Source organism: Blautia sp. 1033sp1_1033st1_G9_1033SCRN_220408, assembly GCF_040929965.1.
Classification (GTDB): Bacteria; Bacillota; Clostridia; order Lachnospirales; family Lachnospiraceae; genus Blautia_A; species Blautia_A ammoniilytica.
The window spans coordinates 28,948-50,735 of record NZ_JBFKZO010000023.1 but is presented as its reverse complement, the minus strand read 5'-3'; the positions used below and the strand labels follow the sequence as shown (position 1 = coordinate 50,735).

The window sequence follows — 21,788 nt, the reverse complement described above, 5'->3', positions numbered from 1 at the left end:
GGGTATCAAATCCGTCTGCTTTAATTCCCTTTATTATACTACTAATGTTCCGTCGATTCTACCCAAAAGATAGGATAATCAACTTCTCCAAATTGACAGATAAATGACAGAAACAAAAACGGTTGCCTTGATCCCGCAAATCCTGTTTGCGAAATCAGACAACCGTTTTCAGTTTCAAACCTTCTGTTTAATCTGTTTATTTTTTAATTTGTTTCTTATTTTCCCGGAATTCCTCTGAATACATTGATGTCAAAATCCATTGCTGCTTCGCTTTCCCTGCATGTATCCAGTATAATGTTATCAGAAGACGCTGCATCTACGCGCACAGCATCCACAGAAAGTCTTACCAGTTCATTCATGCTGAGCAAAGCCCCCACCTGTGCATCGAAGCAGGAAGAATCCCCTTCTTTTTCTTTTTTGTCTGCTTGTGTAGTCGCTACAATATGATTGCAGGCAACGTAATTTTCTGTTCCGGAAACCAGGCGGATCACCACAGGCTTTATCCCTGCCGGTTTTAAATATTGCATTTCTATGGTTTCAGAAATATGATTGCTGATCACAGAGTTGCAGCTTCCCTCTATATGAATAAGGCCATAATCATCATTCAGCCCATTATCATATCCCTGCATAGGCGGCCACGGCTCATGATCCCTCAGGAAATGATTAGAAGATACCAGATTTTCCCTGCAATCTTCAAAAATCAGCATGCCCGGATAAAAAGAGTGAAACCTGTTGGCTGTTACAGAGGATCTAAGCACACCTCTAAAATGAACAATGCTTCTGCCCCTGGGGAAAATATTGTTGGAAGCAACCAGTAAGCCTCCGAAATTTTCTGCATAAATTGAATGACCTCTGTATCCTGCACCCATAAGATTGTCTGTGATCTTAGATGCCTGTCCAGCACCCCGAAGTTCCACACAATTTCCACATTCTGCGATAAAATTATCATGTACAGACAGTGCATCTGAATTGTAAAGAGTCACGCCATGCTCCAGATATATGATTCCCATACCTGTGATTCTAAATGAATCCTGTGCACTGGCAACATAAATCCCGGTCTTTCCATTTACATATGTATTCTCAGGATCTCCATTCCCATCATCTACAAAATGAAGCCCATCTATGCAGAAATTTTCAAATTCCACAGAACTGATTCTTGGATCTCCTTCACGCTCTACTAAAAATGCCGCTCCTGATCTTTCGTCGTTTTTCTCAGGCTTCAGATCCACCAGGATCCTGCTGCCTCCAGGCCAAATATCATGAAGATCTTTCCACTGTTCCTGTGGTACATTATACCGGATACTGGACGACACAAATCCATGTCCGGAGCCTTGGATCTTCAGATAACTGATATCAATCTTTACCTGAGTTTTCAGGTGATAATCCCCAGAAGGAATATAAATAACCGCACCTGGTTTTCCCTCATCATTCACATCCGTTTCCTGTTGTCTGCTTTTAATATCTGCAAGGATGCTGTTGATCACTTCTCCAATATCCGTATACGGATTACCAACATGCCAGTCTGTCACATCATAGTAATTTTTACCAGCCATTTTTATCCCTCCGGTCACTCTTTCCTGAAACAGTCTTTTAATTTATATGATTCATAATTTCTGATCACTGCTTTTCCGCCATGAGCTGAAATACTCAACTGATCCTGCTGATCACCTGCAAAAATATTGTTTGAATGATTATTCCGATACTGATCTGTAAAAATTTCCAGAGAACTCTGATCAGAAAAAATATGAACATCCAGTTCGCTTTTATCATTAACCAACAGCACACTTCTGGATACACCTATACTCCATCCATCAGAATTCTGCCTGTCCACAGACAATTCTCCATTTTTCAAATCAAAGATACAGCAGGTTTCTTTTCCGTCACCGCATCTAAATTTCATTTCTATACTGTCTGCATCTGTTTTCTTAAGGTCAAACACAAATTTCATCTCAAAGCTGATCCCGTCTCCTGCTTTTAACTGCTTCGGATCTTCTGTTATCAGCATTTCTTCCTGACAGAACCCGTCTTCACGGATATTTTTCATTTCCTCTATTGGAACAAACTGCAATGTACCATCATTACCAAGTTTTACTTCCCGAATCAGATTAAAGAAACCACACCATCCCTCCTGATAGGTAGGTCCCCAATCCTTAAAAAGCGGCATCCATTCCCATTCATTTGCCCAGGAAATGACCAGCCGTCTTCCATCTGGTGTTACAATGGACTGTGGTGCATAATAGTCAAACCCCCAATCCATTTCCCCACTTACATGAGAATCAAACCTGCCGGTTTCATAATCAAAATCCCCTACCAGATATACAGAGGTATGATCCCCTGATCCCATCGGTGAAAATGTGAGAACGTACTTATCTCCTAATGGATAGAAATCCGGACATTCCCACATAAATCCCCATTCTCCACGGCTTTCTGACAGTACATTTAAGTAATTCCAGTGATAAAGATCTTCAGATTCAAAAATCAGAGCCAGTCCTCTGTGATTGCGGCTTCCTCCGATCACCATATAATATTTTTCTTCATGCTTCCATACCTTTGGATCCCGAAATGAGTCCGGTTCGATTCCCTCCGGAACAGTGATCAGTGGATTTCCGGTATATTTTTCAAAATGAATACCATCCTCACTTATGGCAAGACACTGGGTCTGCACATTTCCATGTCCATGATTGGCTGTAGCTGTATAAAACAGATACATTTTCCCATCATGTTCAATGGCACTTCCTGAAAAGCATCCGCCCTTTTGAAAATCATCATATACCTCACTTGGTGCCAATGCCAGAGGAAGGTATTCCCAGTGAAGAAGATCCTTGCTGACAGCATGTCCCCAGTGCATACTGTCCCAGAAACCGCTATATGGATTTGTCTGATAAAAAACGTGATACTGCCCTTTAAAATAAATCAGTCCATTTGGATCATTCATCCATCCACATTGAGGCATTAAATGGTAATGCTGACGCATTTTTCCATTTTCCACATACTTCTTTTTATCATCTATTTCTTTTTGTGCTTTTGCAATTTTTTCGTTCATTAATAATTTAGTCACTATTTTCTCCATGTCATTACCCTTTTACAGCTCCGGCAGTCATTCCCTGAACAATGTATCTTTGCGCAAACATGGACAAAATCATTACCGGAAAACTGAACAGGAAAGCACCGGCACACATTGGTCCAAGATCCTGATTATATGCAGATAGGAAACCTGCAAGTCCTACGGTAAATGTTTTGGCATTCATGCTTGTCAGAAGCAATGAAAGCAGGAAATCATTCCATGCCAGAAACAATGTAAATATAAATGCAGTTGCAAGTCCAGGCGTACAGATTGGCAAAATAATCCTTCGGAAAGTCTGAAGACTGGTTGCACCATCCACGTATGCCGCTTCATCCAGAGTTGATGGTATTCCTTCGTAAAAGCTAAGCATGGTCCACATAACAAAAGGCATGTTGACAGCTGCATAGACAATAATCAGTGCAATCTTGGTATCATAAAGTCCCAGGTTACAGATGATTTCATAAATTGGAACTGCAATACTGGAAGTTGGAATCATTTTCAGACACAAGATCAGAACTACCAGCCATACAGACAACTTTGCTCCTGATCTTTGAATGGCATATGCAGCCAAAGATCCCAAAATTACCGCGATCAGTGTACTGCCTACAGCTGTAGTCAGACTGTTGATCAAATATTTCGCTGCATCCATTCTGGAAAAAAGCTGTGAAAAACTCTCTGTTGAAAATACTTTAGGCAGAAAGGACGGTGGAACTGCAACCACTTCTGATCCCGGTTTAAATGAGCAGCAGATTACATAAATATATGGAATCAACCAGAATAGTGTAACAATTATTGAAATAACAATTGCTATTTTCAGTTTGATACTCTTACCTTTTTTCATTTTCTTCTCCTTATTGAAATCCTTAATAATTACTGTTTAATACCTTCTCAACAGTTTTTATTTTTTCTTTGGATTCCATAAACTCTGCATGAATATTAAAGTGAATACCACAAGAACTATGATAAAGATAACAGCCATCGCACTGGCATATCCTGTGTTATTGTATTTTACAAGGGTCTTATAAATAACAATACTGATCGTCTCAGAGGAACTGTTGGGGCCGCCTTCTGTCATTGCCCAGATAATATCAAATGTCTTTGCTGCATCAATGATACGCACAGATAATGCAGTGAGCAAAACCGGCTTGATTCCCGGCACTTTAATGTAAAAAATCTCCTGCAGCTTATTGGCTCCATCCATTCTTGCCGCTTCGACCATGCTGCCATCCAAACCTTGAAGCCCAGCCAGAATCATCAGCATCATAAATGGTGTGGTCAGCCATATATCTGCGATGCAACATGCGATCAAAGACCATCTGGAATCCGCCAGCCACAGAATATCACTGGCGTTGGATAGGATTCCCATTCTCATCAACATCTCATTGACAATACCGAAATTTGAACTCATCATCAGTTTCCAGATAAGACCTGCAACCAATGGTGCAATCATAAGCGGAGTCATCATAAAAGACCGAACGATCTTGCTTCCTTTATAGTTGAGTTCAAACAGTAATGCAAAAATAAATCCAAGAATTGTTTCCACAGATACCGCTATCAGAATATAGACCAGTGTATTTTTCAACTGCTTCATAAATCCACCGGCAGTAAATGCTTTAATATAATTATCAAGTCCTATAAATGCCCGGTCCCCTGTGATGCCAACCTTAAAAAAGCTGTCAAATACCATTTTCATGATCGGATATATCAAAAAAGCACCCATGAAAATCGCACCCGGAAGAAAGAACAGCAATAATGTTTTCTTTGATATCAGTCTCATACTATTTCCCGCTTTCTCAAAACCAAGGGTGATTCAACTCTTTTTTTGTCAAACCACCCTTGGATCAATTATACACTCAATATGATCTATATGATCTTACTTGCCGATTGCTTCGATCTCATCTTTTGCAGCTGCAAGAGTTTCTTCCACATCAGCACCGCCCAGGCAGGATTCTACAACACCTACCAAAACTTCTTCTACCTGTGACCATGTTGTAACCATTGGTCTTGGCTGAGTCTGTGCTGCACCCAGTGTATCCAGAACTGCCTGTGTGTGCTCATTTCCAGCCTCTTTGGCAGATTCTTCGTATACAGAAGTACGTCCTGCGATCTTAAGTGTTTCATTCATGTAATCAGCATTATGATCATACATATACTCTACATATTTCAGTGCCATGTCTTTGTTTTCAGAGTTCTTCATCACGCTCTCATACCAAGGACCTGTTGTTGCTCCAATGCCTGCACTTCCACCGATCATCGGTGCACATCCAACCTTATCAGCTCCAAGTGCTGCTACTGCTGCCGGATACTGATGGCTCCAGTTCAGCTGCATGGCAACCTTGCCGTTTGTAAATAACTCCTGAGATTCTGTTGCTGCTGTAGCAAGAGAATCTGTAGGTGAATAATCTGCATTTGCCATTTCAACCATGAAGTTCAATGCATCTACGTATGCCTGGTCAGTAATATTTACATTTCCGTCTTTATCATATACAAGTCCTTCTGCACCGGCCTGGCATGCAAAATCAAGGAATGAACAAACTGCATCAGTACCACTTCCAAATACGGTTGTTCCATACATGTCATCTGTTTTCAACTCTTCTGCAAGTGCTTTATATTCATCCCAGGTCTTCGGCACTTTATCCTCCGGAATCAGATCTTTTCTGTAGATAAGGATCTTTGAATTCACCCACATTGGATATCCGAGAAGGTTGCCATCAATAGTTCCGCTCTCTTCCAATGTTGGAAGAAAATCACTTGTATCAGCTCCTGTGATCGGTTCGATTGCATCCGCAAATGCTGCCAGCCATACAAAGTCCATACATGCAACATCGTGTGCAGCCTGGCCTGCCTTGATTTCTGTAGAAAGCTTATCGTACATACCTGTATAAGCAACTGCGTCAATCACAACCTTGCATCCTGTCTCTTTTTCAAAATCCGCAGCCGTATTGTTGGCCAGTGCTTCTGCCGGTGAACCACTTTCAACAAGAACAGTTATGCTGCCCCCATTTCCCTTATCCTCTGCAAAACATGGTACAACCATTCCAGCCATCATACTTCCAGTTAATGTTGCAGCGAGTAATGAATTAATAATTCTTTTTTTCATCTTTTTTCTCCTTACGTTTTCAACCTGTGATATTGGTGGTTATTAATATCATTTTGTTTAGTCATTTAGAATGCGTTTGTTTACGTATCACCTGAACCGTTTAGATATTCTCCGGAGTTATCTAAATTTACGGGTTAAAAATTGGAAAACCTTTTTTGTGTGGAACGCGTTCCACATCTATTAAAAAATTTCTGTTTTCCAATTCCTTTAAATTTATTATACTTTTTTTATTATTTTTGTCAATACACTTGTGATTTTTTTTCATTTTTCGTTCATTCTATCTAATTTCAGGTGTTTATTTTGCACAAAACAGACTGTTTTTTGTGCAAAACTTTCAATTTTCTAAACTGTTGTGCCCCCTTTCCGGAATGTGGGTTTTAAAATAATCTGACGGTTTTTGATTTTTTCCCCACTGATCAGCTCACACATACACTGAACAGATGCTTCAGCCATTTTGTCAATGGGCTGGACAATCGTACTGATCTTAGGCTCAACGATCTCTGTAATATAAGTTCCATCATATGACACAATCTTTACATCCTGAGGAATATTCTTATGCTGCCTGATCAGACCATTCATGCATTCAATAGCCAGCCGATCTACTCCAAATACACCATCAAATTCAATCCCTTTTTCAAATATTTCTTCCACTACCTGATGATAATACTCAATATCAAGTCGGCGCCAGTCCAAATTATAGCAATAAGTTTCCACACCACATTCATCCATGATCTTCTGAAATTCTGTGTGACGGTCATGGTACAGGGACTTTTTCTCAGCAGTACTTCTGAAATGAAGGATTTTCTTGCATCCACTGGCAAGCAGTACTTCTGCTGCCAGTCTTCCACCTTCTTTATGATCTACTGTTACAACAGGGATATATTCTCCAAGATAACGGTCAAGGGCAACGACAGGCTTCTGGATTCTGGAATATTCACTTTCATCCAAAGAAGACATGCCTGCGATCACCCCATCCACAATATGTCTGTTCAAAAGATCCAGATATTCAGCTTCTGACTTCACATCCTTCATGGTGCTGCAAAGCATGATTTTAAATCCGGCTCTGCGCAGTTCTCCCTCTACGCAGTCAATAAACTGGGCAAAAAAAGGATTCAGCACATTCGGAACCAGTACGGCAATGATGCCGCTTTTTTTATAGTAAAGATTTCTGGCAAGCTCATTGGGTGTATAATTCAGTTCTTTCATTGCAGCTTCTATCTTCGCTCTTGTATCAATGGAAACATATCCACTTTCATTGATCATTCTGGATACAGTTCCAACTCCAACTCCCGCCAGTTTTGCAACGTCCTTTATTCCTGCCATACTTTCACCTTCTTTCCCCATTTATTATTTCTTATACACTTTCTTCTTGCTCCACACTGTAACCTTCACAGTGGCTTTCTTGCCGCTTTTGGTTCTTGCTGTAATGGTAGCCTTACCATTCTTTTTCATCCGGATCACACCCTTGGATGTGACAGATGCAACCTTTGGATTAGAACTTTTCCAGGTAATAGTATCTGTGGCTTTTTTCGGTGTAAGGGTAGTCTTTACTGTAAATTTGTAACCTTTATATGCCCGCAGATCCTTTACATTCAGTTTTATCCTCTTTGCAGGGATCTCTTTTACTCTTACCTTGCAGACAGCCTTTTTCCCATTAGAAAAAGACGCTGTGATCACTGCAGTTCCTTTCTTTTTTGCAGTGACTTTTCCTTTCTGGTTCACTGCTGCCACACGGCTGTTAGAACTTTTCCAGGTAATTTTCCCTTTGGCCCCACTTGCCTTAAGCACAGCATTTTTCCCTTTATAAAGGGTCATAGAAGATCTGTTCAACTTAATTTTGGAACTGCTGCTACTGTTGCTTCCACTATTGATATTGTTATTGTTGCTGTTATTTTCATTGTTTTTATCATTATTTCCAAATGGATTGTCCCCATCCCCATCAATGGTATCCCAGAAATTTACCTCACCCACTTTGATCCTTACCGGTGCTGTTACTGTAAAGCCGCCCATCATAGTGGTGGTTGCAGTGATCTGTGCACGTCCTGCTGAAATCCCCCGTACATTTCCCTGGGCATCTACAGAAGCCACAGCCGGGTTACTGCTGCTCCACTGGAAATCTTCAGGATCCAGTTCCGTCACTGTCCTGCTTTCATTTGACTCTGCGATCACAGGAGCCATTTTCTGTGTATCTCCCACACTCACGGTCTGTGTCCATGCAGTAATAGTCTGGTCATACCATACCAGTTTTTTAATGGTATAATCTTCAGCGATCACAGGGATTGTTACTTTTGTTGTGTAATCTGCCGGTGCTGCAAAGCTTCCAGGAGTGGTTTTGCCGAAAAGCTGTACACAGTAAAAATGTTCATTCTGCTCAAAGCATCCCACACCAATTGAAGTATAATCTGTGTTCAGGATATTCCATTTGTGCATTTCTGAATTCATCCACATCTGCACATCCCCGGCTGCATCCAGGTAACTGGTTGCACTTAAAATATTTTCTCCCCAGGCAGTAACAACTGTGCTTGCAGTATTCCATGCGGATCCTGTAGGTCTGGTATGATCATATTTCACGCTGCATTCTGATGCTCTTTTCATGGCAGCTGCAAGAAGATCCGGATCCATGGTAAGGGGTGCAGCTCCCACCTTTGCTCTTTCCTGATTGGTAAAGTTCAAAATTTCATATGCTCTTGAATATTTGTATGTACCTGTAAAACTTAAATTGCTGGTTCTTCTGTAAGACCCATCATCCGTCTGTACCAAACCTGAAGGAAGATTCACCACCAGTTCAGGAGAACACTCGGCAAAGGCTCGGCTTTCTATTGTTTTAACCGTTGAAGGAATATTGATTTGCCTTAATGCAGTACACCTGTAAAAAGAATTACCGTTGATCGTTTCCAGCCCCTCTGGCAGACTAATAGAAGTCAGACTGGTACAATCCAAACACGCCCTTGAATCAATTACTTTAATGTTATTTCCAAGGCTTATACTTTCCAGACTTGTGCATTCTTCAAAAGTCTTGTAAGGCAGTTCTGTAATTCCGTTTCCGATAACAGCTGTCCTCAGGCTCTTGCTTCCCATGGCAATTCCGTATCCAATCTGTGTTACCGTATCCGGGATCACCAGTGATTCAAGACTGGAATCCTGGAATACCCAGCTTTCAACTGTAGTCACACTGGCCGGAATCGACACCTGTTTGATATTCTTAACCCCTGCAAAAGAAGAATCTCCTATAATCTCCACACCATCAGGAATCTGATATGTATCTGTATTTTTCCCTACAGGAACACTGAGCAGTTTCTTACCATCCGCACTGAATAAAACACCATCGATCACTTTGTAGTAAGGATTGCCTGTATCAAGAATGTATTCTTCCAGTGTTGTATTGTCAAATGACTGGGTATCGATAGACTCCAGGGATGCAGGAAGTGTGATCTGCTTTACATCCACACCCATAAAAGCTGCATTTCCAATGGATTTTACGTTCTTTCCCATACGTACCCCGGAAGCTCTTTCACATGCACAGAATGCTCCGTCTTCGATCGTCACCAGAGATTCCGGAAGATTAATTGTCTTCAGCCTGTAACAGCTGTAAAATGCATTTCTTCCGATCACAGTCAGTGTTTCCGGAAAAGAGATTTCCTCTATGGCACAGCACCAGAAATTGGAACTTCCTACCTTTGTGATCCCATCAGAAATCACCAGTTTCTTAATCTTCGTTTCCTCTGAATACCAGGGTTGCTGAGTATCATCTTCATAATCAGGCATTTCGCCGCTTCCGGTTATCGTCATCACTCCCTGTGATAACTGAGCGGTAATGGTTCCGGTTAATGTATAAGTCTTTGTTTCCCCTGAATCGCCTGCACTAAACACATCTGTATCTGCCTGATCTGTAAATTCTTCCTCCGTAACCTCAAAAGAATCGTCTGTTACATCCTGAACCTGATCTTCTGACGCGTCCTCTGCCGATACAGCCTCATCCTGTACATCTTCTATCTCATTATCAGAGTATCTTGTATTATCACTCTGTGCAACTTCATCCTCTGATAACTCTCCTACACTTTCCATATCCTGCTGTACATTTTCCTGGCTATTCTCCTGCACATTTAAAGCCTCTTCTGCTGTAAACTCCTCTGCGCCGCATAACGCTGCAGGCTGCACAGCCAGTATCAGGGTTAAAACTCCTGCAAGTAATTTTTTCTTCATCTCTCTTATTCCCCTTTTGTACTTGATGAAACAGACATGTCACCTATAGGCGGCCAAAAGTCCTCTGATTCACTGGATCAGATACTTATAAATTTCTCTTTTAGTCACGCCTCTGTCCTTTGCCACCTGCTTCATGGCTTCCTTACGCGGCATTCCCTGTTTTTCATAAAGCTCCATATGATCCTCAATAGAAATCTCTTCCCAGGATTCCTGGGCTTCCTTTTCCATCTCTTTTCTGCTTCTTCCCTGGATCACCAGCACGCATTCTCCTAAAGGCTTGCTGTCCTTATAATATGCCAGCAGATCATCTATTGTAGTAAGAAATGCTGTCTCATGCTTCTTGGTCAGTTCCCGGCATAAGGTCATTTTCCTGTTACCAAGAGCTTCCCTTAACTCTTCCAGGGTGCTTAACAGATGATGTGGTGCTTCATAAACGATCATAGTTCTTGTTTCATTCTTCAGTTCTTCCAGAACCGCCCTGCGCTCTTTCTTATCAGAGGGAAGAAAGGCTTCAAAAGCAAATCGCCTGGTAGAAAGCCCGGACATGGTAAGAGCTGTAATACAGGCAGCAGGACCAGGCAAGGAGGTCACTTCAATCCCCGCCTGGTGGCACATGGAGACCAGTTCTTCCCCCGGATCTGAAATCCCCGGAGTACCTGCATCTGTGATCAGAGCAATATTGGCACCTTGACGCATCTTTTCAACCAATACCATCCCTTTATCAATCTTATTATATTCATGATAGCTTGTCATAGGCGTTTTGATCTCAAAATGATTCAGCAGCTTAATACTATTCCTGGTATCCTCCGCTGCGATCAGATCCACCTCTTTCAATGTACGCAGAACCCTGAAAGTAATATCCTCCAGATTCCCGATCGGTGTTGCGCATAGATATAATTTTCCGCTCATAAATTCCTCATTTCAGATACATTCAAGTCGAGCAGCTGCGAGACTTGGCGCGTGATTCTGGTCAGCGTAAGCTGACATATTCTTTACAGAATCACTGCGCATCCTCGCGGAGCGTTTACCTCAGTCGGAGATTGGACTCCCACTGAGACGAACTTGCTGTTACTCACCACCTGAAAGAGGTGGGAGTCTTCTCGACTGAGGTAAAATAACCACTGCATAATCATCCTTACCTCATACCATCCCATACAGTTCCAAGATAGACTTTGTGTAAACCCCCGGCTTTTCATAAACGATCAAAGGCCTTTCCACTGTGATCCGCGGATTACCGCCTTTCACAGCTTCAATCAGAACCATGTTGGGTTCCTTATCAATATATGGATAAACCATCTGCATTCTCTTTGGCTCCAGCTTGTATCTGGTCAGAACATTCATGATCTCAGCCAATCGAAAAGGCCTGTGCACCATATAAAAACGTCCTCTGTCCCCTAGTACCCTGGCTGCCTGGCTTACCACATCTTCCAAAGTACACAGGATCTCGTGTCTTGCAATTGCCTTTGGCATATGGGGATTGGTCAGCCCATGGGCACCGATCATATAAGGAGGATTACAGGTAATAACATGAAAAGAAGCTGCCCCGAAAATACTGACAGCTTCCTTTATATCTCCCTGTATGATCTGAATCCTGTCCTCAAGGCCGTTATACTTTACGCTTCTTTCTGCCATCTGGGCGCAATCCTCCTGGATCTCTATCCCGGTAAAATTCTTTCCCTTTGTTTTGGCAGATAAAAGAATGGGGATAATGCCGGTACCTGTACACATATCAAGTACCTTTTCCCCTTCCTTTACCTTTGTAAAACCTGACAGAAGCACTGCATCCATGCCAAAACAGAACTTTTCCCTGTCCTGGATCACATAACAGCCATTCTGCAGATCATCTACACGTTCATTTTCTTTTACAAGATCTTTATTCATCCAGCTTGGAGTCTCCCTTTTTGTCTTCCAGATTCTTAAGTTCTTTCAGTTCCTGCTCTGAAATCTTCACTTTCTTTTTCCTTGGTCGGAACTTCAGATCCTCCACAGCAAACTCCTGGATCTCTTTTTCATCGTTAATCTCAACAATAACCTTTACTCTCTGCCTCAGTACATTCACACTGTGTACAGTTCCATGAAGGCCATCCGGAGTGATCACTGTATCACCATTCCCGGGAAGACGCTTGTTTAACTCCTCGTAGGTTTCCTGCTCATTTTTCAGACAGCACATCAGTCTTCCGCACACACCAGAAATCTTGGTCTGGTTCAGAGAAAGGTTCTGCTCTTTTGCCATACGAATGGAAACCGGTGCAAACTCTGACAGATAAGTATGACAGCAAAGGCACCTGCCGCAGATCCCAATACCTCCCAGGATCTTTGTCTCGTCCCTTACTCCAATCTGACGAAGCTCAATCCTGGTCTTGAAAATGGCTGCCAGATCCTTTACCAGCTGTCTGAAATCAATACGTCCGTCTGCTGTAAAATAAAACAGCACCTTATTGTTATCAAAAGTATACTCTGCATCGATCAGCTTCATTTCAAGCCCATGTTCACGGATCTTCTTCTGACAAATCTTGAAAGCATCCTTTTCCTTCATGCGATTCTGGGCTTCTCTTTCGTCATCATCCTTTGTTGCCACCCTGATCACTTCTTTCAGAGGATGCACCACATCTTCTTCTTTGATATCTCTTGGTGCAAGCACAACCTTGCCATACTCCACACCTCGTGCTGTCTCAACGATCACATGATCTCCTACTTTTATTTTGTAGGTCTTAGGGTTAAAATAATATATTTTTCCTACATTTCGGAATCTTACACCAACTACCTTTGCCATTCTATTTCTCCCTGATTGTCAGAAACAGTAATTCCAGTGCCAGTTCCGTATTAACATTGGCACGCAGACGTACTTTTGTCTTATCCAATGCCTCCAGTATCTTTTCCAGATTCTCATACGAACGCTGACTGGCCTGTTCCCTGATATAATTGATTTCCTGCTTAAATACCAGATTATCGATCTCTCTGGTAGCTTTGAACATCAGAACATCCCTGAACCAGAACTGAAAAATATCCAGATAGTCATTAATATTCTGCTTCTCACTGGACAGATTCTTAATGGCTTCTGTCAGCTCATATACTTCCATGGAATCTGCATACTTCAGAATTTTAAGTGCCTTCTGAGTAATATCCGCAAACTCCTGAGAGGTGGCTGCTTCCTTTGCCTTGCCTATACTGCCATGTGCAAAAGATGCATCAATCTCTGCCTGATAATCCGGTATATGAAGATGCTCCATCAGATATTTCTTTACCAGTCCATCATCCACTACCTTCAAATCCAGACGTACACATCTGGAACGGATGGTAGGCAGAAGGCCGTCAATATTACTGGTAAGCAGCATGATCACAGCGTATTCCGGTGGCTCTTCAATGGTTTTCAGAAGAGCATTCTGTGCCTGCGGTGTCATGATCTCTGCATCCGGAATAATATAGATCTTATGTGGACTGCTGTAAGGCTTAATATCCACATCATTTACTACCTGCTCACGTATTTCATCAATACTGATGGTGTTTGGTTTTTCATGCTTCACCATGATGATATCCGGGTGATTCTTACCAATAGCTCTCTTACAGGATTCGCACTTCCCACATGCATTCTCTCCACCTGCTTCGCATTGCAGTGTCATTGCATAAATGCCGGCAAGCAGTCGCTTTCCGGATCCCGGTTCTCCGGCAAAAATATAGGAATGTGATATCTTTCCTGTTTTGATGGCATTTTGTAAATGCCTGATAATCTCTTCATGCCCTATCACATTATTAAACCCTACCATAGGAATCGCCCCTCTCTCATCAATCTTGTTTCAGTATATCATATTTTCGGATATAATGCTACAATTTACACAAGACGCCAGATCCGAAAACGAAGGCCTGATATATCGTTTCTTTCAAATTTACCCCCACATATTGTATCTTCGTATTTTATTGTGTTTTGATATAGCCTACAATCTCCTCCACACAATCCTCCAATTCAACATTCTGAAACCTCTTCCAGATTCCTGCCTTCAGAATATTCTCCTCAGAAAAATCTGCCTGATCTGCCAGGAAACGTCTGCACATTTCCTCATACTTTGGCTTCTCCTGCTCCTTCTCCCTATTCAGTGCACGGGTAAGACGTTCTCCATCCTCCACTTCGATATAAACCGGACGTACTGCATCCTCACCATAATAGTTTTTCAGTTTAAGATAGGATTCCAATGTGCCAATCCCAAGATAATCATCCTGTGCCAGATCCACCTGTCCGTCATCTGCGGTAAAATAATACCAGATTCCATGCATGGTACTGTAGGAACGCGCCTCGATCACATAACCCTTTCTCCTGAATTCTTTCAGCTTTTCTTCATCTGTAAAAAAATATTGCTTTCCTTCTTCTTCTCCGTCACGTATAGGACGTGTTGTATATAAAACCATTTTTTTCAGATTCAGTTCTGTATGCTGCATCAGTCTTGCGTAGATATGATCCTTACCTGATGCACTCTTTCCCATGATATAAAAAATCTTTCCCATATGGTTCCAGGGCATAAGCCCTATAACTCCTTTACTACTGCTATGGTTTCATTTGTATTGTCTGCAAGCCCCTGGAAATTCAGTCCCTGCTCCATGTATCTTCTCACATTCTTTATGAAAAGTCCAGTAATCTGCTCACCTGGTACCAGAATCGGAATCCCCGGTGGATACAGATAAGCAAATTCTGTAGAAATCTTCCCTGCACTTTCTTCTAAAGGACAAGGCACAGATGGAGCATCCATTGCCTGGGTGATCCTCATAAACTGCTTTTTTTCTTCCCAGCGAAAATCATACTCTCCCCTCTTATCTTCCACCTTCAAAATGGCAGCTTCTCTTTCATCAATGGTCTGTATGGCCTCACACAAACGTAAAAATCCTTCTTCTGTATCACCTACTGCTGCCATAGCGATCACATACTGCTCTGTCTCCATCTCCACTTCGATCTTAAATTCCTGACGCAGGATCTTGGCAAGCTGTGTGCCATTAAAGGAACAATGCTCTGTAGACAATATGATCTTTGATCTATCAAAATCGAAATATTCTTTATTGCCTGGCTCAGGAACCAATCTTATATAATTACATTTCGCCAATCTTCGCCTTGCCTGCTCCAACTGCCTGGTAAAGGTGCGAAACATGTCCGTACCTTCTCTTTTCATCTTGTCTACACAGGCATCAATACTTGCCATAAGTACATAGGAGGGACTGCTGGTCTGATAAATATCCATAAATCTGGCAAGCTTTGTCCCATCTACAAGATCACTGCACCTGTGGAGAACTGCAGTCTGTGTCATAGAAGGCAGGGTCTTGTGAAAACTCTGGATCACCACATCTGCTCCCAGCTTCTCTGCTGGCACAGGAAAATAAGAAGAATATCGGAAATGAGCACCATGAGCCTCATCTACGATCAGTGGAACCTGATGCTCATGTGCGATCCTGGCGATTTCCTGAATATCTGACACTACTCCATCATAAGTAGGAGAAGTGATCAGCACTGCCTGGATATTTTTATTTTCTTCCAGCGATCTTTCCACACGGGAAGTCAAAATTTCTCCATTTATCCCCAATTTGGGGTCTGTCTGTGGATAAATATATATTGGTTCAAGATCTCTTAAATAAATCCCATGATATACCGCTTTGTGGCAGTTACGTGCTACCAGAATCTGTCCTCCCTTTTCCACAGAAGCAGAAATAGCCGAAAGGATAGCTGCCGTACTTCCATTTACAGAAAAAAAACTTTGTTTTACTTCGTAAAGTCTGGCCAGCTCTTCCTGTGCTTCTTTAATGATCCCTTCTGCATGATGAAGATTATCAAATCCATATATTTCTGTAATATCCTGCTCTATTGGAAAATCTCCGTACACAGATGCTTTGTTTCTTTTGTGCCCCGGCATGTGAAACGGGTAAGACCCTTCCTGACCGTATGCTTCCAGCTTTTTATATAATCGTTCCATCCTGTCCTCATATCCTGTCTGTATGGCCGATCCAGCAGGATCAAACCTTAAACCTGTATCCAACACCCCAGATCGTCTCAATATACTGTGGCTTTGCTGTATTAAACTCTATCTTCTCACGGATCTTCTTAATGTGTACAGTAACTGTGGCTATATCCCCTACAGATTCCATATCCCAGATCTCCCGGAACAATTCTTCTTTTGTAAATACCCGGTTGGGATTCTCTGCCAGAAAAGTAAGAAGATCAAATTCCTTGGTAGTAAAGGTGGTTTCTTCCCCATTAATCCATACTCTCCTGGCCGTCTTGTCAATCTTGATCCCACGGATCTCGATCACATCATTCTTCTGGACATTAGATCCTACCAGACGATTGTATCTTTCCATATGAGCTTTTACCCGGGCAACCAGTTCACTGGGGCTGAATGGCTTGGTCATGTAATCATCTGCTCCAAGTCCAAGTCCTCGTATCTTGTCAATATCATCCTTCTTGGCAGAAACCATGATGATCGGGATATTCTTTTCCTGGCGCACCTGTCTGCAAATATCAAAGCCATCCACCTCCGGAAGCATAAGATCCAGAATGATCAGATCAAATTTCTCTGTCAGTGCCCGATCAAGTCCTGTATCTCCCCGGTTGGCTATCTCTACTTCAAACCCGGAAAGTTCCAGATAATCTTTTTCCAGATCTGCAATTGCTTCTTCATCTTCTATGATCAATATCTTACTCATTTCATAGGTACCTCCTGATATTTTCTGAGAACAAAGTACATGATCGTACCAATCCCTTCACGGCTTGTAGCCCATACCTTGCCGCCATGGTCCTCCAGGATTTTCTTTACAATGGAAAGCCCTATGCCACTGCCCCCCTTAGAAGAATTACGGGAAATATCCGTCCTGTAAAAACGGTCAAAAATATATGGAAGATCCTTGGCCCCAATACCCTTGCCATTGTCCTCTATCTCAACCTGGATAAAATCTCCAACATCCTTTACACGAATCTGTATAATACCTCTCTTCTTGTCCATGTACTTGATGGCATTGCCGATAATATTGTGAATCACCCTGCGGATCTGCTCACCGTCAGCGATCACCACCACATCATTCTCCACATAATTGGCATAAACCAACTCGATTCCTTTTGTTTCCAGCTCCAGACCAACTTCTTCTGCGCAGTCACTGAAATAATCCTCTACATTCAGCTTGCTGAACGTATATGGGATACGGTTGGTGTCAATCTTGGAATAAAAAGTAAGCTCATTGATCAAATGATCCATCTCATTGGTCTTATTATAAATGGTACGCACATATCTGTCCATCTTCTCCGGTGTATCTGCAACACCATCCATGATCCCCTCCACATATCCTTTCACAGCAGTGATCGGGGTCTTCAGGTCATGGGAAATATTGCTAATCAGCTCTTTATTCTCTTTTTCGATCAGATTCTTCTCTTCTGTGGATTCTTTCAGACGGCGGCGCATCTCTTCAAAGTCCTGGCACAACTGGGAAAATTCATCATTTCCCTCTACATCCAGGACAAAGTCCAAATTCCCTTCTTTGATGTTCTGCGTCGCTTTTTTAAGTTTTACCAAGGGAGTGGCAATACTCCGGTACAGCCAGAGACCAATTGCCAGCGCTGTAAATATAAGAATAATAAATGCAGACAAAAACAGATCCTTGGTCATCAAATGGATCCTGGCATGTCCTTCATCGGACTGCGAAATGGCAATATCATATACTTCTCCATCACTGTCAGTCTCTGTCTGGGTAACGGTTTGCTTGGACTGAGTCTCTCTAAAACCATATAATGCTGCAGCAAAAAGCAGTAACGGAACCAAAATGATCATCGTAAATCCTACGATGATTCTTGCTTTCAGTTTCATAGGCAATATCCTTTACTTATTCATCCTGTACGTTAGCAGTATTATATCACAGATACCATTGTTTATCTCTAAATTTTCTATAAAAAAGCTTCACTGGGCACGATCCTATTACGAAAAAAAGCGCCCCACCATACAGTGAAGCGCATTTTCCAAATCTATTAACGGCTTATGCCAGATATTTTTTAAGATCATCAACTTTGTCCAGATGCTCCCATGGAAGATCAACATCTGTACGTCCAAAATGTCCGTAAGCAGCAGTCTGTTTGTAGATCGGGCGACGCAGATCCAGCATTTTGATGATACCAGCCGGGCGAAGATCAAAATTCTCACGGATCACTTCTACAAGCTTTGCATCAGAAAGCTTTCCTGTGCCAAATGTTTCTACATGAATAGATGTAGGATGTGCAACACCGATTGCATAAGAAAGCTGGATCTCACACTTGTCGGCCAGTCCTGCTGCTACAATATTCTTAGCTACATAACGAGCTGCATAAGCTGCAGAACGGTCCACCTTTGTACAGTCCTTTCCGGAAAAAGCACCGCCGCCGTGACGTCCTGTTCCACCGTATGTATCTACAATGATCTTACGTCCGGTAAGTCCACTATCACCATGAGGTCCGCCGATTACAAAACGTCCGGTAGGATTAATAAAATACTTGGTATCCTCATCTACCATATCACTTGGGATGATCTCATCAAATACATATTTTTTAATATCTTTATGGATTTGCTCCTGTGTTACATCCGGATCATGCTGTGTAGAGCATACAACTGTATCAATACGGATCGGCTTTCCATCTTCACTGTATTCTACAGTTACCTGAGTCTTGCCATCTGGCCTTAAATATTTTAAAGTACCGTCTTTACGTACTTTTGTAAGCTGATATGAAAGCTTGTGTGCCATATTGATGGCATAAGGCATATATTCTTCTGTCTCATTGGTAGCATAACCAAACTGAATGCCTTGATCACCGGCTCCAATGGAATCCAGTTCATCCTCATCCATCTTATCCTCTCTCAGCTCCAATGCTTTATCAACACCCATTGCAATGTCTCCTGACTGCTCGTCGATTGCAGTGATCACAGCACAGGTATCTGCATCAAATCCGTATTTGCCTCTGGTATAACCAATCTCACGAATCGTATCCCTTACGATCTTCTGGATATCAACATATGCTTTTGTAGTAATCTCTCCCATAACAAGCACAAGACCTGTGGTTGTTGCTGTCTCGCAGGCTACACGGCTCATCGGATCCTGTTCTATCAATGCATCAAGAATGGCATCTGAAATAGCATCACACATTTTGTCCGGATGACCTTCTGTTACTGATTCGGAAGTAAATAAAAGTTTCTCCATGATTTCTCCTTTTCTCTTTAAATGTAAAAACAGCCCGAATAATCGGACTGTTTAATAAATGCTATATATAATCAGTCCTCTTATTGTTCGATTGCTCGCTCAGGCAGGGCACCTTCCATGATCTCTCAGGGGTTGCCGTGGCTTCTCAGGTCCTATGTACCTCCACCACTCTGAATAAAAGGCTATTTTTAATTGTATCGTTGCAAACAATACAATATACTCATTAATATCAATTGTCAATAGATTTCAGAAAAAAGCCTGACCGACAGTCATTTCATAGTATTAACACCGCTTTACAGCATGCTATAGCATCAGGCCAAATCCATAAGATCATCCTACACGAAGACGGAACTTCTGGATCTCTTTCTCACTGGATACACGCTCGATCTCAGCTCCAAGACTTCTCAGCTTGTCCTCAAAATCTTCATATCCTCTCTGGATATACTGGATATCATCCACTATGGTAATACCCTCTGCTGCAAGTCCGGCAATCACAAGAGCAGCTCCTGCACGCAGATCCGGTGCACTGACTCTAGCTCCTGTCAGCTTCCTCACACCATCAATAATAGCAGAATTACCTTCTACCTTGATGTTGGCTCCCATTCTGGAAAGCTCGTCTGCATATTTGAAACGATTCTCAAAAATACTCTCTGTTACAATACTTGTTCCCTCTGCAAGGGCAAGGGCAACTGCGATCTGCGGCTGCATATCTGTAGGATATCCTGGATATGGAAGGGTCTTCACATGGGTACGGTGAAGCTTTCCTGTAGCACGTACACGAACCGCATCATCAAATTCCTGTACCTCACAGCCGATTTCCTCCAGCTTGGCAGTGGTTGCTTCCAGATGCTTCGGTATTACATTTCTTACGGTAACATCGCCGCCTGTAGCAGCTGCAGCAAACATAAATGTACCAGCCTCGATCTGATCCGGAATAATGGAATATTCTGTCTTGTGAAGCTTCTCAACTCCACGGATACGGATCACATCTGTACCTGCACCCTTGATGTTGGCTCCCATACTGTTCAGGAAATTGGCAACATCTACTACATGTGGCTCACGTGCTGCATTCTCGATAATCGTACGTCCTGGCGCCAGGGATGCAGCCATCATAATATTGATGGTAGCTCCAACAGATACCACATCAAGGAAAATATGACTTCCATGAAGATTCTCTGCTTTGGCCACGATCGCACCATGAAGAATATCCACCTTTGCTCCAAGGGCACGGAATCCCTTTAAATGCTGGTCGATAGGACGGCTTCCGATATTACATCCTCCCGGAAGGGGGACTTCTGCATGCTTATACTTGCCAAGCAGTGCTCCTAACAGATAATAAGACGCACGGATCTTCTTAATATATTCATAATCTACACTTACGTCCGCAATGGTAGAACCATTGATCTTAACGGTTGATTTGTTCACACGTTCTACCTGGGCACCAATACCGGAAATAGCCTCCAGCAAAACATTTATGTCTCTTACATCAGGCAGGTTTTCAATCAGGATAGTCTCGTCCGTCATTATTGCTGCGGATAAAATAGCAAGAGCCGCATTCTTTGCACCGGCTATGTCCACCTCACCTACCAGTGGATTTCCGCCTTTAATAACATACTGTTCCATAAAACACCTCTATTATTTACTCTCCTCATGTCAACAGTTACTTTTACCCCTTTGATTATCATATAGCTACTGATTCTTTTCACTATACCAGTGTTTCCAAAACTGCCTGCAGACTTGCTTCCAAATCTTTCCCTTCTTCATCGATCACAATATCTGCATATCTCTCATATAAGGGAACTCGTTCCTCATAAAGGCTTTTCAGAGTCTGTCCTTCCTTCAAAAGAACTCCTCTTTTTTCAAGATTTCCCAGTCTTTTAGCAAGGGAATCCAGAGAAAGCCTGAGATAAACGACTTTTCCTATTTTTTTGAGATGATCCATTGCCTCCTCACAATATACCACACTTCCCCCAGTGGCAATAACTGTATTCTCAGTCTCAATGGATGCATTCACACGATTCTCTATGGCTTTGAATCCTTCGACTCCTTCCTGCTCAATGATCTGATGCAGACGCCTTTTCTCCTGACGCTGTATCAACAGGTCTGAATCCATAAATTCATATCCCAGTACCTTGGCAAGAACAACACCAATGGTGCTCTTCCCCACTCCCGGCATGCCAATCAATGTAATATTATTCATGTTCTCAATAAATTCCTTTCGATTTTAACACATTC

Annotated in this window: 18 protein-coding genes and 1 riboswitch; all 18 genes read right to left on the bottom strand. The window is 42.2% G+C overall.

Annotation, left to right across the window (positions count from 1 at the left end):
- Positions 1 to 215: 215 nt before the first annotated feature.
- Positions 216 to 1,553, bottom strand: coding sequence for a NosD domain-containing protein (locus tag AB5916_RS14555; protein ID WP_368191554.1), 1,338 nt, complete (start codon positions 1,551 to 1,553; stop codon positions 216 to 218).
- A gap of 14 nt (positions 1,554 to 1,567) precedes the next feature.
- Positions 1,568 to 3,043, bottom strand: coding sequence for a glycoside hydrolase family 32 protein (locus tag AB5916_RS14550; protein ID WP_244093059.1), 1,476 nt, complete (start codon positions 3,041 to 3,043; stop codon positions 1,568 to 1,570).
- 31 nt (positions 3,044 to 3,074) lie between these two features.
- A complete protein-coding gene (locus tag AB5916_RS14545) occupies positions 3,075 to 3,905 on the bottom strand; it encodes a carbohydrate ABC transporter permease (RefSeq protein ID WP_158422839.1) in 831 nt (276 codons plus the stop codon).
- A 57-nt stretch (positions 3,906 to 3,962) separates the two neighbouring features.
- Positions 3,963 to 4,841, bottom strand: a complete 879-nt coding sequence (locus AB5916_RS14540; protein WP_158422840.1) for a carbohydrate ABC transporter permease — start codon at positions 4,839 to 4,841, stop codon at positions 3,963 to 3,965.
- Between the two features lie 96 nt (positions 4,842 to 4,937).
- Entirely contained in the window at positions 4,938 to 6,164 is a 1,227-nt protein-coding gene (locus AB5916_RS14535) for an ABC transporter substrate-binding protein (protein WP_158422841.1), read from the bottom strand.
- Between the two features lie 342 nt (positions 6,165 to 6,506).
- Positions 6,507 to 7,487, bottom strand: a complete 981-nt coding sequence (locus tag AB5916_RS14530) for a LacI family DNA-binding transcriptional regulator (protein ID WP_368191553.1) — start codon at positions 7,485 to 7,487, stop codon at positions 6,507 to 6,509.
- A gap of 24 nt (positions 7,488 to 7,511) precedes the next feature.
- Complete coding sequence (locus AB5916_RS14525; RefSeq protein WP_368191552.1) at positions 7,512 to 10,367, bottom strand: leucine-rich repeat protein; 2,856 nt, start codon at positions 10,365 to 10,367, stop codon at positions 7,512 to 7,514.
- Positions 10,368 to 10,436: 69 nt separating this feature from the next.
- Entirely contained in the window at positions 10,437 to 11,276 is an 840-nt protein-coding gene (rsmI, locus tag AB5916_RS14520; protein ID WP_368191551.1) for a 16S rRNA (cytidine(1402)-2'-O)-methyltransferase, read from the bottom strand.
- Between the two features lie 231 nt (positions 11,277 to 11,507).
- Positions 11,508 to 12,248 carry a tRNA1(Val) (adenine(37)-N6)-methyltransferase gene (locus AB5916_RS14515; protein WP_368191550.1) on the bottom strand — a complete coding sequence of 247 codons (741 nt, stop codon included), beginning with the start codon at positions 12,246 to 12,248 and terminating at the stop codon, positions 11,508 to 11,510.
- Complete coding sequence (locus tag AB5916_RS14510; RefSeq protein WP_158422905.1) at positions 12,241 to 13,140, bottom strand: stage 0 sporulation family protein; 900 nt, start codon at positions 13,138 to 13,140, stop codon at positions 12,241 to 12,243. The genes AB5916_RS14515 and AB5916_RS14510 overlap by 8 nt, the downstream gene beginning before the upstream one ends.
- Position 13,141: 1 nt before the next feature.
- Positions 13,142 to 14,131, bottom strand: coding sequence for a DNA polymerase III subunit delta' (gene holB / locus AB5916_RS14505; RefSeq protein ID WP_173729101.1), 990 nt, complete (start codon positions 14,129 to 14,131; stop codon positions 13,142 to 13,144).
- 148 nt (positions 14,132 to 14,279) lie between these two features.
- Positions 14,280 to 14,864: a guanylate kinase gene (locus AB5916_RS14500; protein WP_368191549.1), complete on the bottom strand. Its 585-nt coding sequence runs from the start codon at positions 14,862 to 14,864 to the stop codon at positions 14,280 to 14,282.
- A gap of 20 nt (positions 14,865 to 14,884) precedes the next feature.
- The gene (locus AB5916_RS14495; RefSeq protein ID WP_368191548.1) at positions 14,885 to 16,315 is read right to left on the bottom strand and encodes an aminotransferase class I/II-fold pyridoxal phosphate-dependent enzyme; all 1,431 of its coding nucleotides are present in this window, start codon (positions 16,313 to 16,315) and stop codon (positions 14,885 to 14,887) included.
- A gap of 40 nt (positions 16,316 to 16,355) precedes the next feature.
- Positions 16,356 to 17,045, bottom strand: a complete 690-nt coding sequence (locus tag AB5916_RS14490) for a response regulator transcription factor (RefSeq protein WP_158422146.1) — start codon at positions 17,043 to 17,045, stop codon at positions 16,356 to 16,358.
- Positions 17,042 to 18,196 (bottom strand): cell wall metabolism sensor histidine kinase WalK, encoded by a 1,155-nt coding sequence (locus AB5916_RS14485; RefSeq protein ID WP_158422147.1) that lies wholly within the window; start codon positions 18,194 to 18,196, stop codon positions 17,042 to 17,044. The genes AB5916_RS14490 and AB5916_RS14485 overlap by 4 nt, the downstream gene beginning before the upstream one ends.
- A gap of 166 nt (positions 18,197 to 18,362) precedes the next feature.
- Entirely contained in the window at positions 18,363 to 19,553 is a 1,191-nt protein-coding gene (gene metK / locus AB5916_RS14480; RefSeq protein ID WP_368191547.1) for a methionine adenosyltransferase, read from the bottom strand.
- A gap of 77 nt (positions 19,554 to 19,630) precedes the next feature.
- Positions 19,631 to 19,734, bottom strand: a riboswitch (SAM riboswitch).
- A 149-nt stretch (positions 19,735 to 19,883) separates the two neighbouring features.
- Positions 19,884 to 21,176 (bottom strand): UDP-N-acetylglucosamine 1-carboxyvinyltransferase, encoded by a 1,293-nt coding sequence (locus AB5916_RS14475; protein ID WP_368191546.1) that lies wholly within the window; start codon positions 21,174 to 21,176, stop codon positions 19,884 to 19,886.
- Positions 21,177 to 21,258: 82 nt separating this feature from the next.
- The gene (locus AB5916_RS14470; RefSeq protein ID WP_158422150.1) at positions 21,259 to 21,753 is read right to left on the bottom strand and encodes a shikimate kinase; all 495 of its coding nucleotides are present in this window, start codon (positions 21,751 to 21,753) and stop codon (positions 21,259 to 21,261) included.
- Positions 21,754 to 21,788 lie beyond the last annotated feature (35 nt).

Coding starts and splice junctions, on each gene's coding strand:
- AB5916_RS14555 (WP_368191554.1), bottom strand. CDS start 1,553: ATGGCTGGTAAAAATTACTATGATGTGACAGACTGGCATGTTGGTAAT.
- AB5916_RS14550 (WP_244093059.1), bottom strand. CDS start 3,043: ATGAACGAAAAAATTGCAAAAGCACAAAAAGAAATAGATGATAAAAAG.
- AB5916_RS14545 (WP_158422839.1), bottom strand. CDS start 3,905: ATGAAAAAAGGTAAGAGTATCAAACTGAAAATAGCAATTGTTATTTCA.
- AB5916_RS14540 (WP_158422840.1), bottom strand. CDS start 4,841: ATGAGACTGATATCAAAGAAAACATTATTGCTGTTCTTTCTTCCGGGT.
- AB5916_RS14535 (WP_158422841.1), bottom strand. CDS start 6,164: ATGAAAAAAAGAATTATTAATTCATTACTCGCTGCAACATTAACTGGA.
- AB5916_RS14530 (WP_368191553.1), bottom strand. CDS start 7,487: ATGGCAGGAATAAAGGACGTTGCAAAACTGGCGGGAGTTGGAGTTGGA.
- AB5916_RS14525 (WP_368191552.1), bottom strand. CDS start 10,367: ATGAAGAAAAAATTACTTGCAGGAGTTTTAACCCTGATACTGGCTGTG.
- rsmI (WP_368191551.1), bottom strand. CDS start 11,276: ATGAGCGGAAAATTATATCTATGCGCAACACCGATCGGGAATCTGGAG.
- AB5916_RS14515 (WP_368191550.1), bottom strand. CDS start 12,248: ATGAATAAAGATCTTGTAAAAGAAAATGAACGTGTAGATGATCTGCAG.
- AB5916_RS14510 (WP_158422905.1), bottom strand. CDS start 13,140: ATGGCAAAGGTAGTTGGTGTAAGATTCCGAAATGTAGGAAAAATATAT.
- holB (WP_173729101.1), bottom strand. CDS start 14,131: ATGGTAGGGTTTAATAATGTGATAGGGCATGAAGAGATTATCAGGCAT.
- AB5916_RS14500 (WP_368191549.1), bottom strand. CDS start 14,864: ATGGGAAAGATTTTTTATATCATGGGAAAGAGTGCATCAGGTAAGGAT.
- AB5916_RS14495 (WP_368191548.1), bottom strand. CDS start 16,315: ATGGAACGATTATATAAAAAGCTGGAAGCATACGGTCAGGAAGGGTCT.
- AB5916_RS14490 (WP_158422146.1), bottom strand. CDS start 17,045: ATGAGTAAGATATTGATCATAGAAGATGAAGAAGCAATTGCAGATCTG.
- AB5916_RS14485 (WP_158422147.1), bottom strand. CDS start 18,196: ATGAAACTGAAAGCAAGAATCATCGTAGGATTTACGATGATCATTTTG.
- metK (WP_368191547.1), bottom strand. CDS start 19,553: ATGGAGAAACTTTTATTTACTTCCGAATCAGTAACAGAAGGTCATCCG.
- AB5916_RS14475 (WP_368191546.1), bottom strand. CDS start 21,176: ATGGAACAGTATGTTATTAAAGGCGGAAATCCACTGGTAGGTGAGGTG.
- AB5916_RS14470 (WP_158422150.1), bottom strand. CDS start 21,753: ATGAATAATATTACATTGATTGGCATGCCGGGAGTGGGGAAGAGCACC.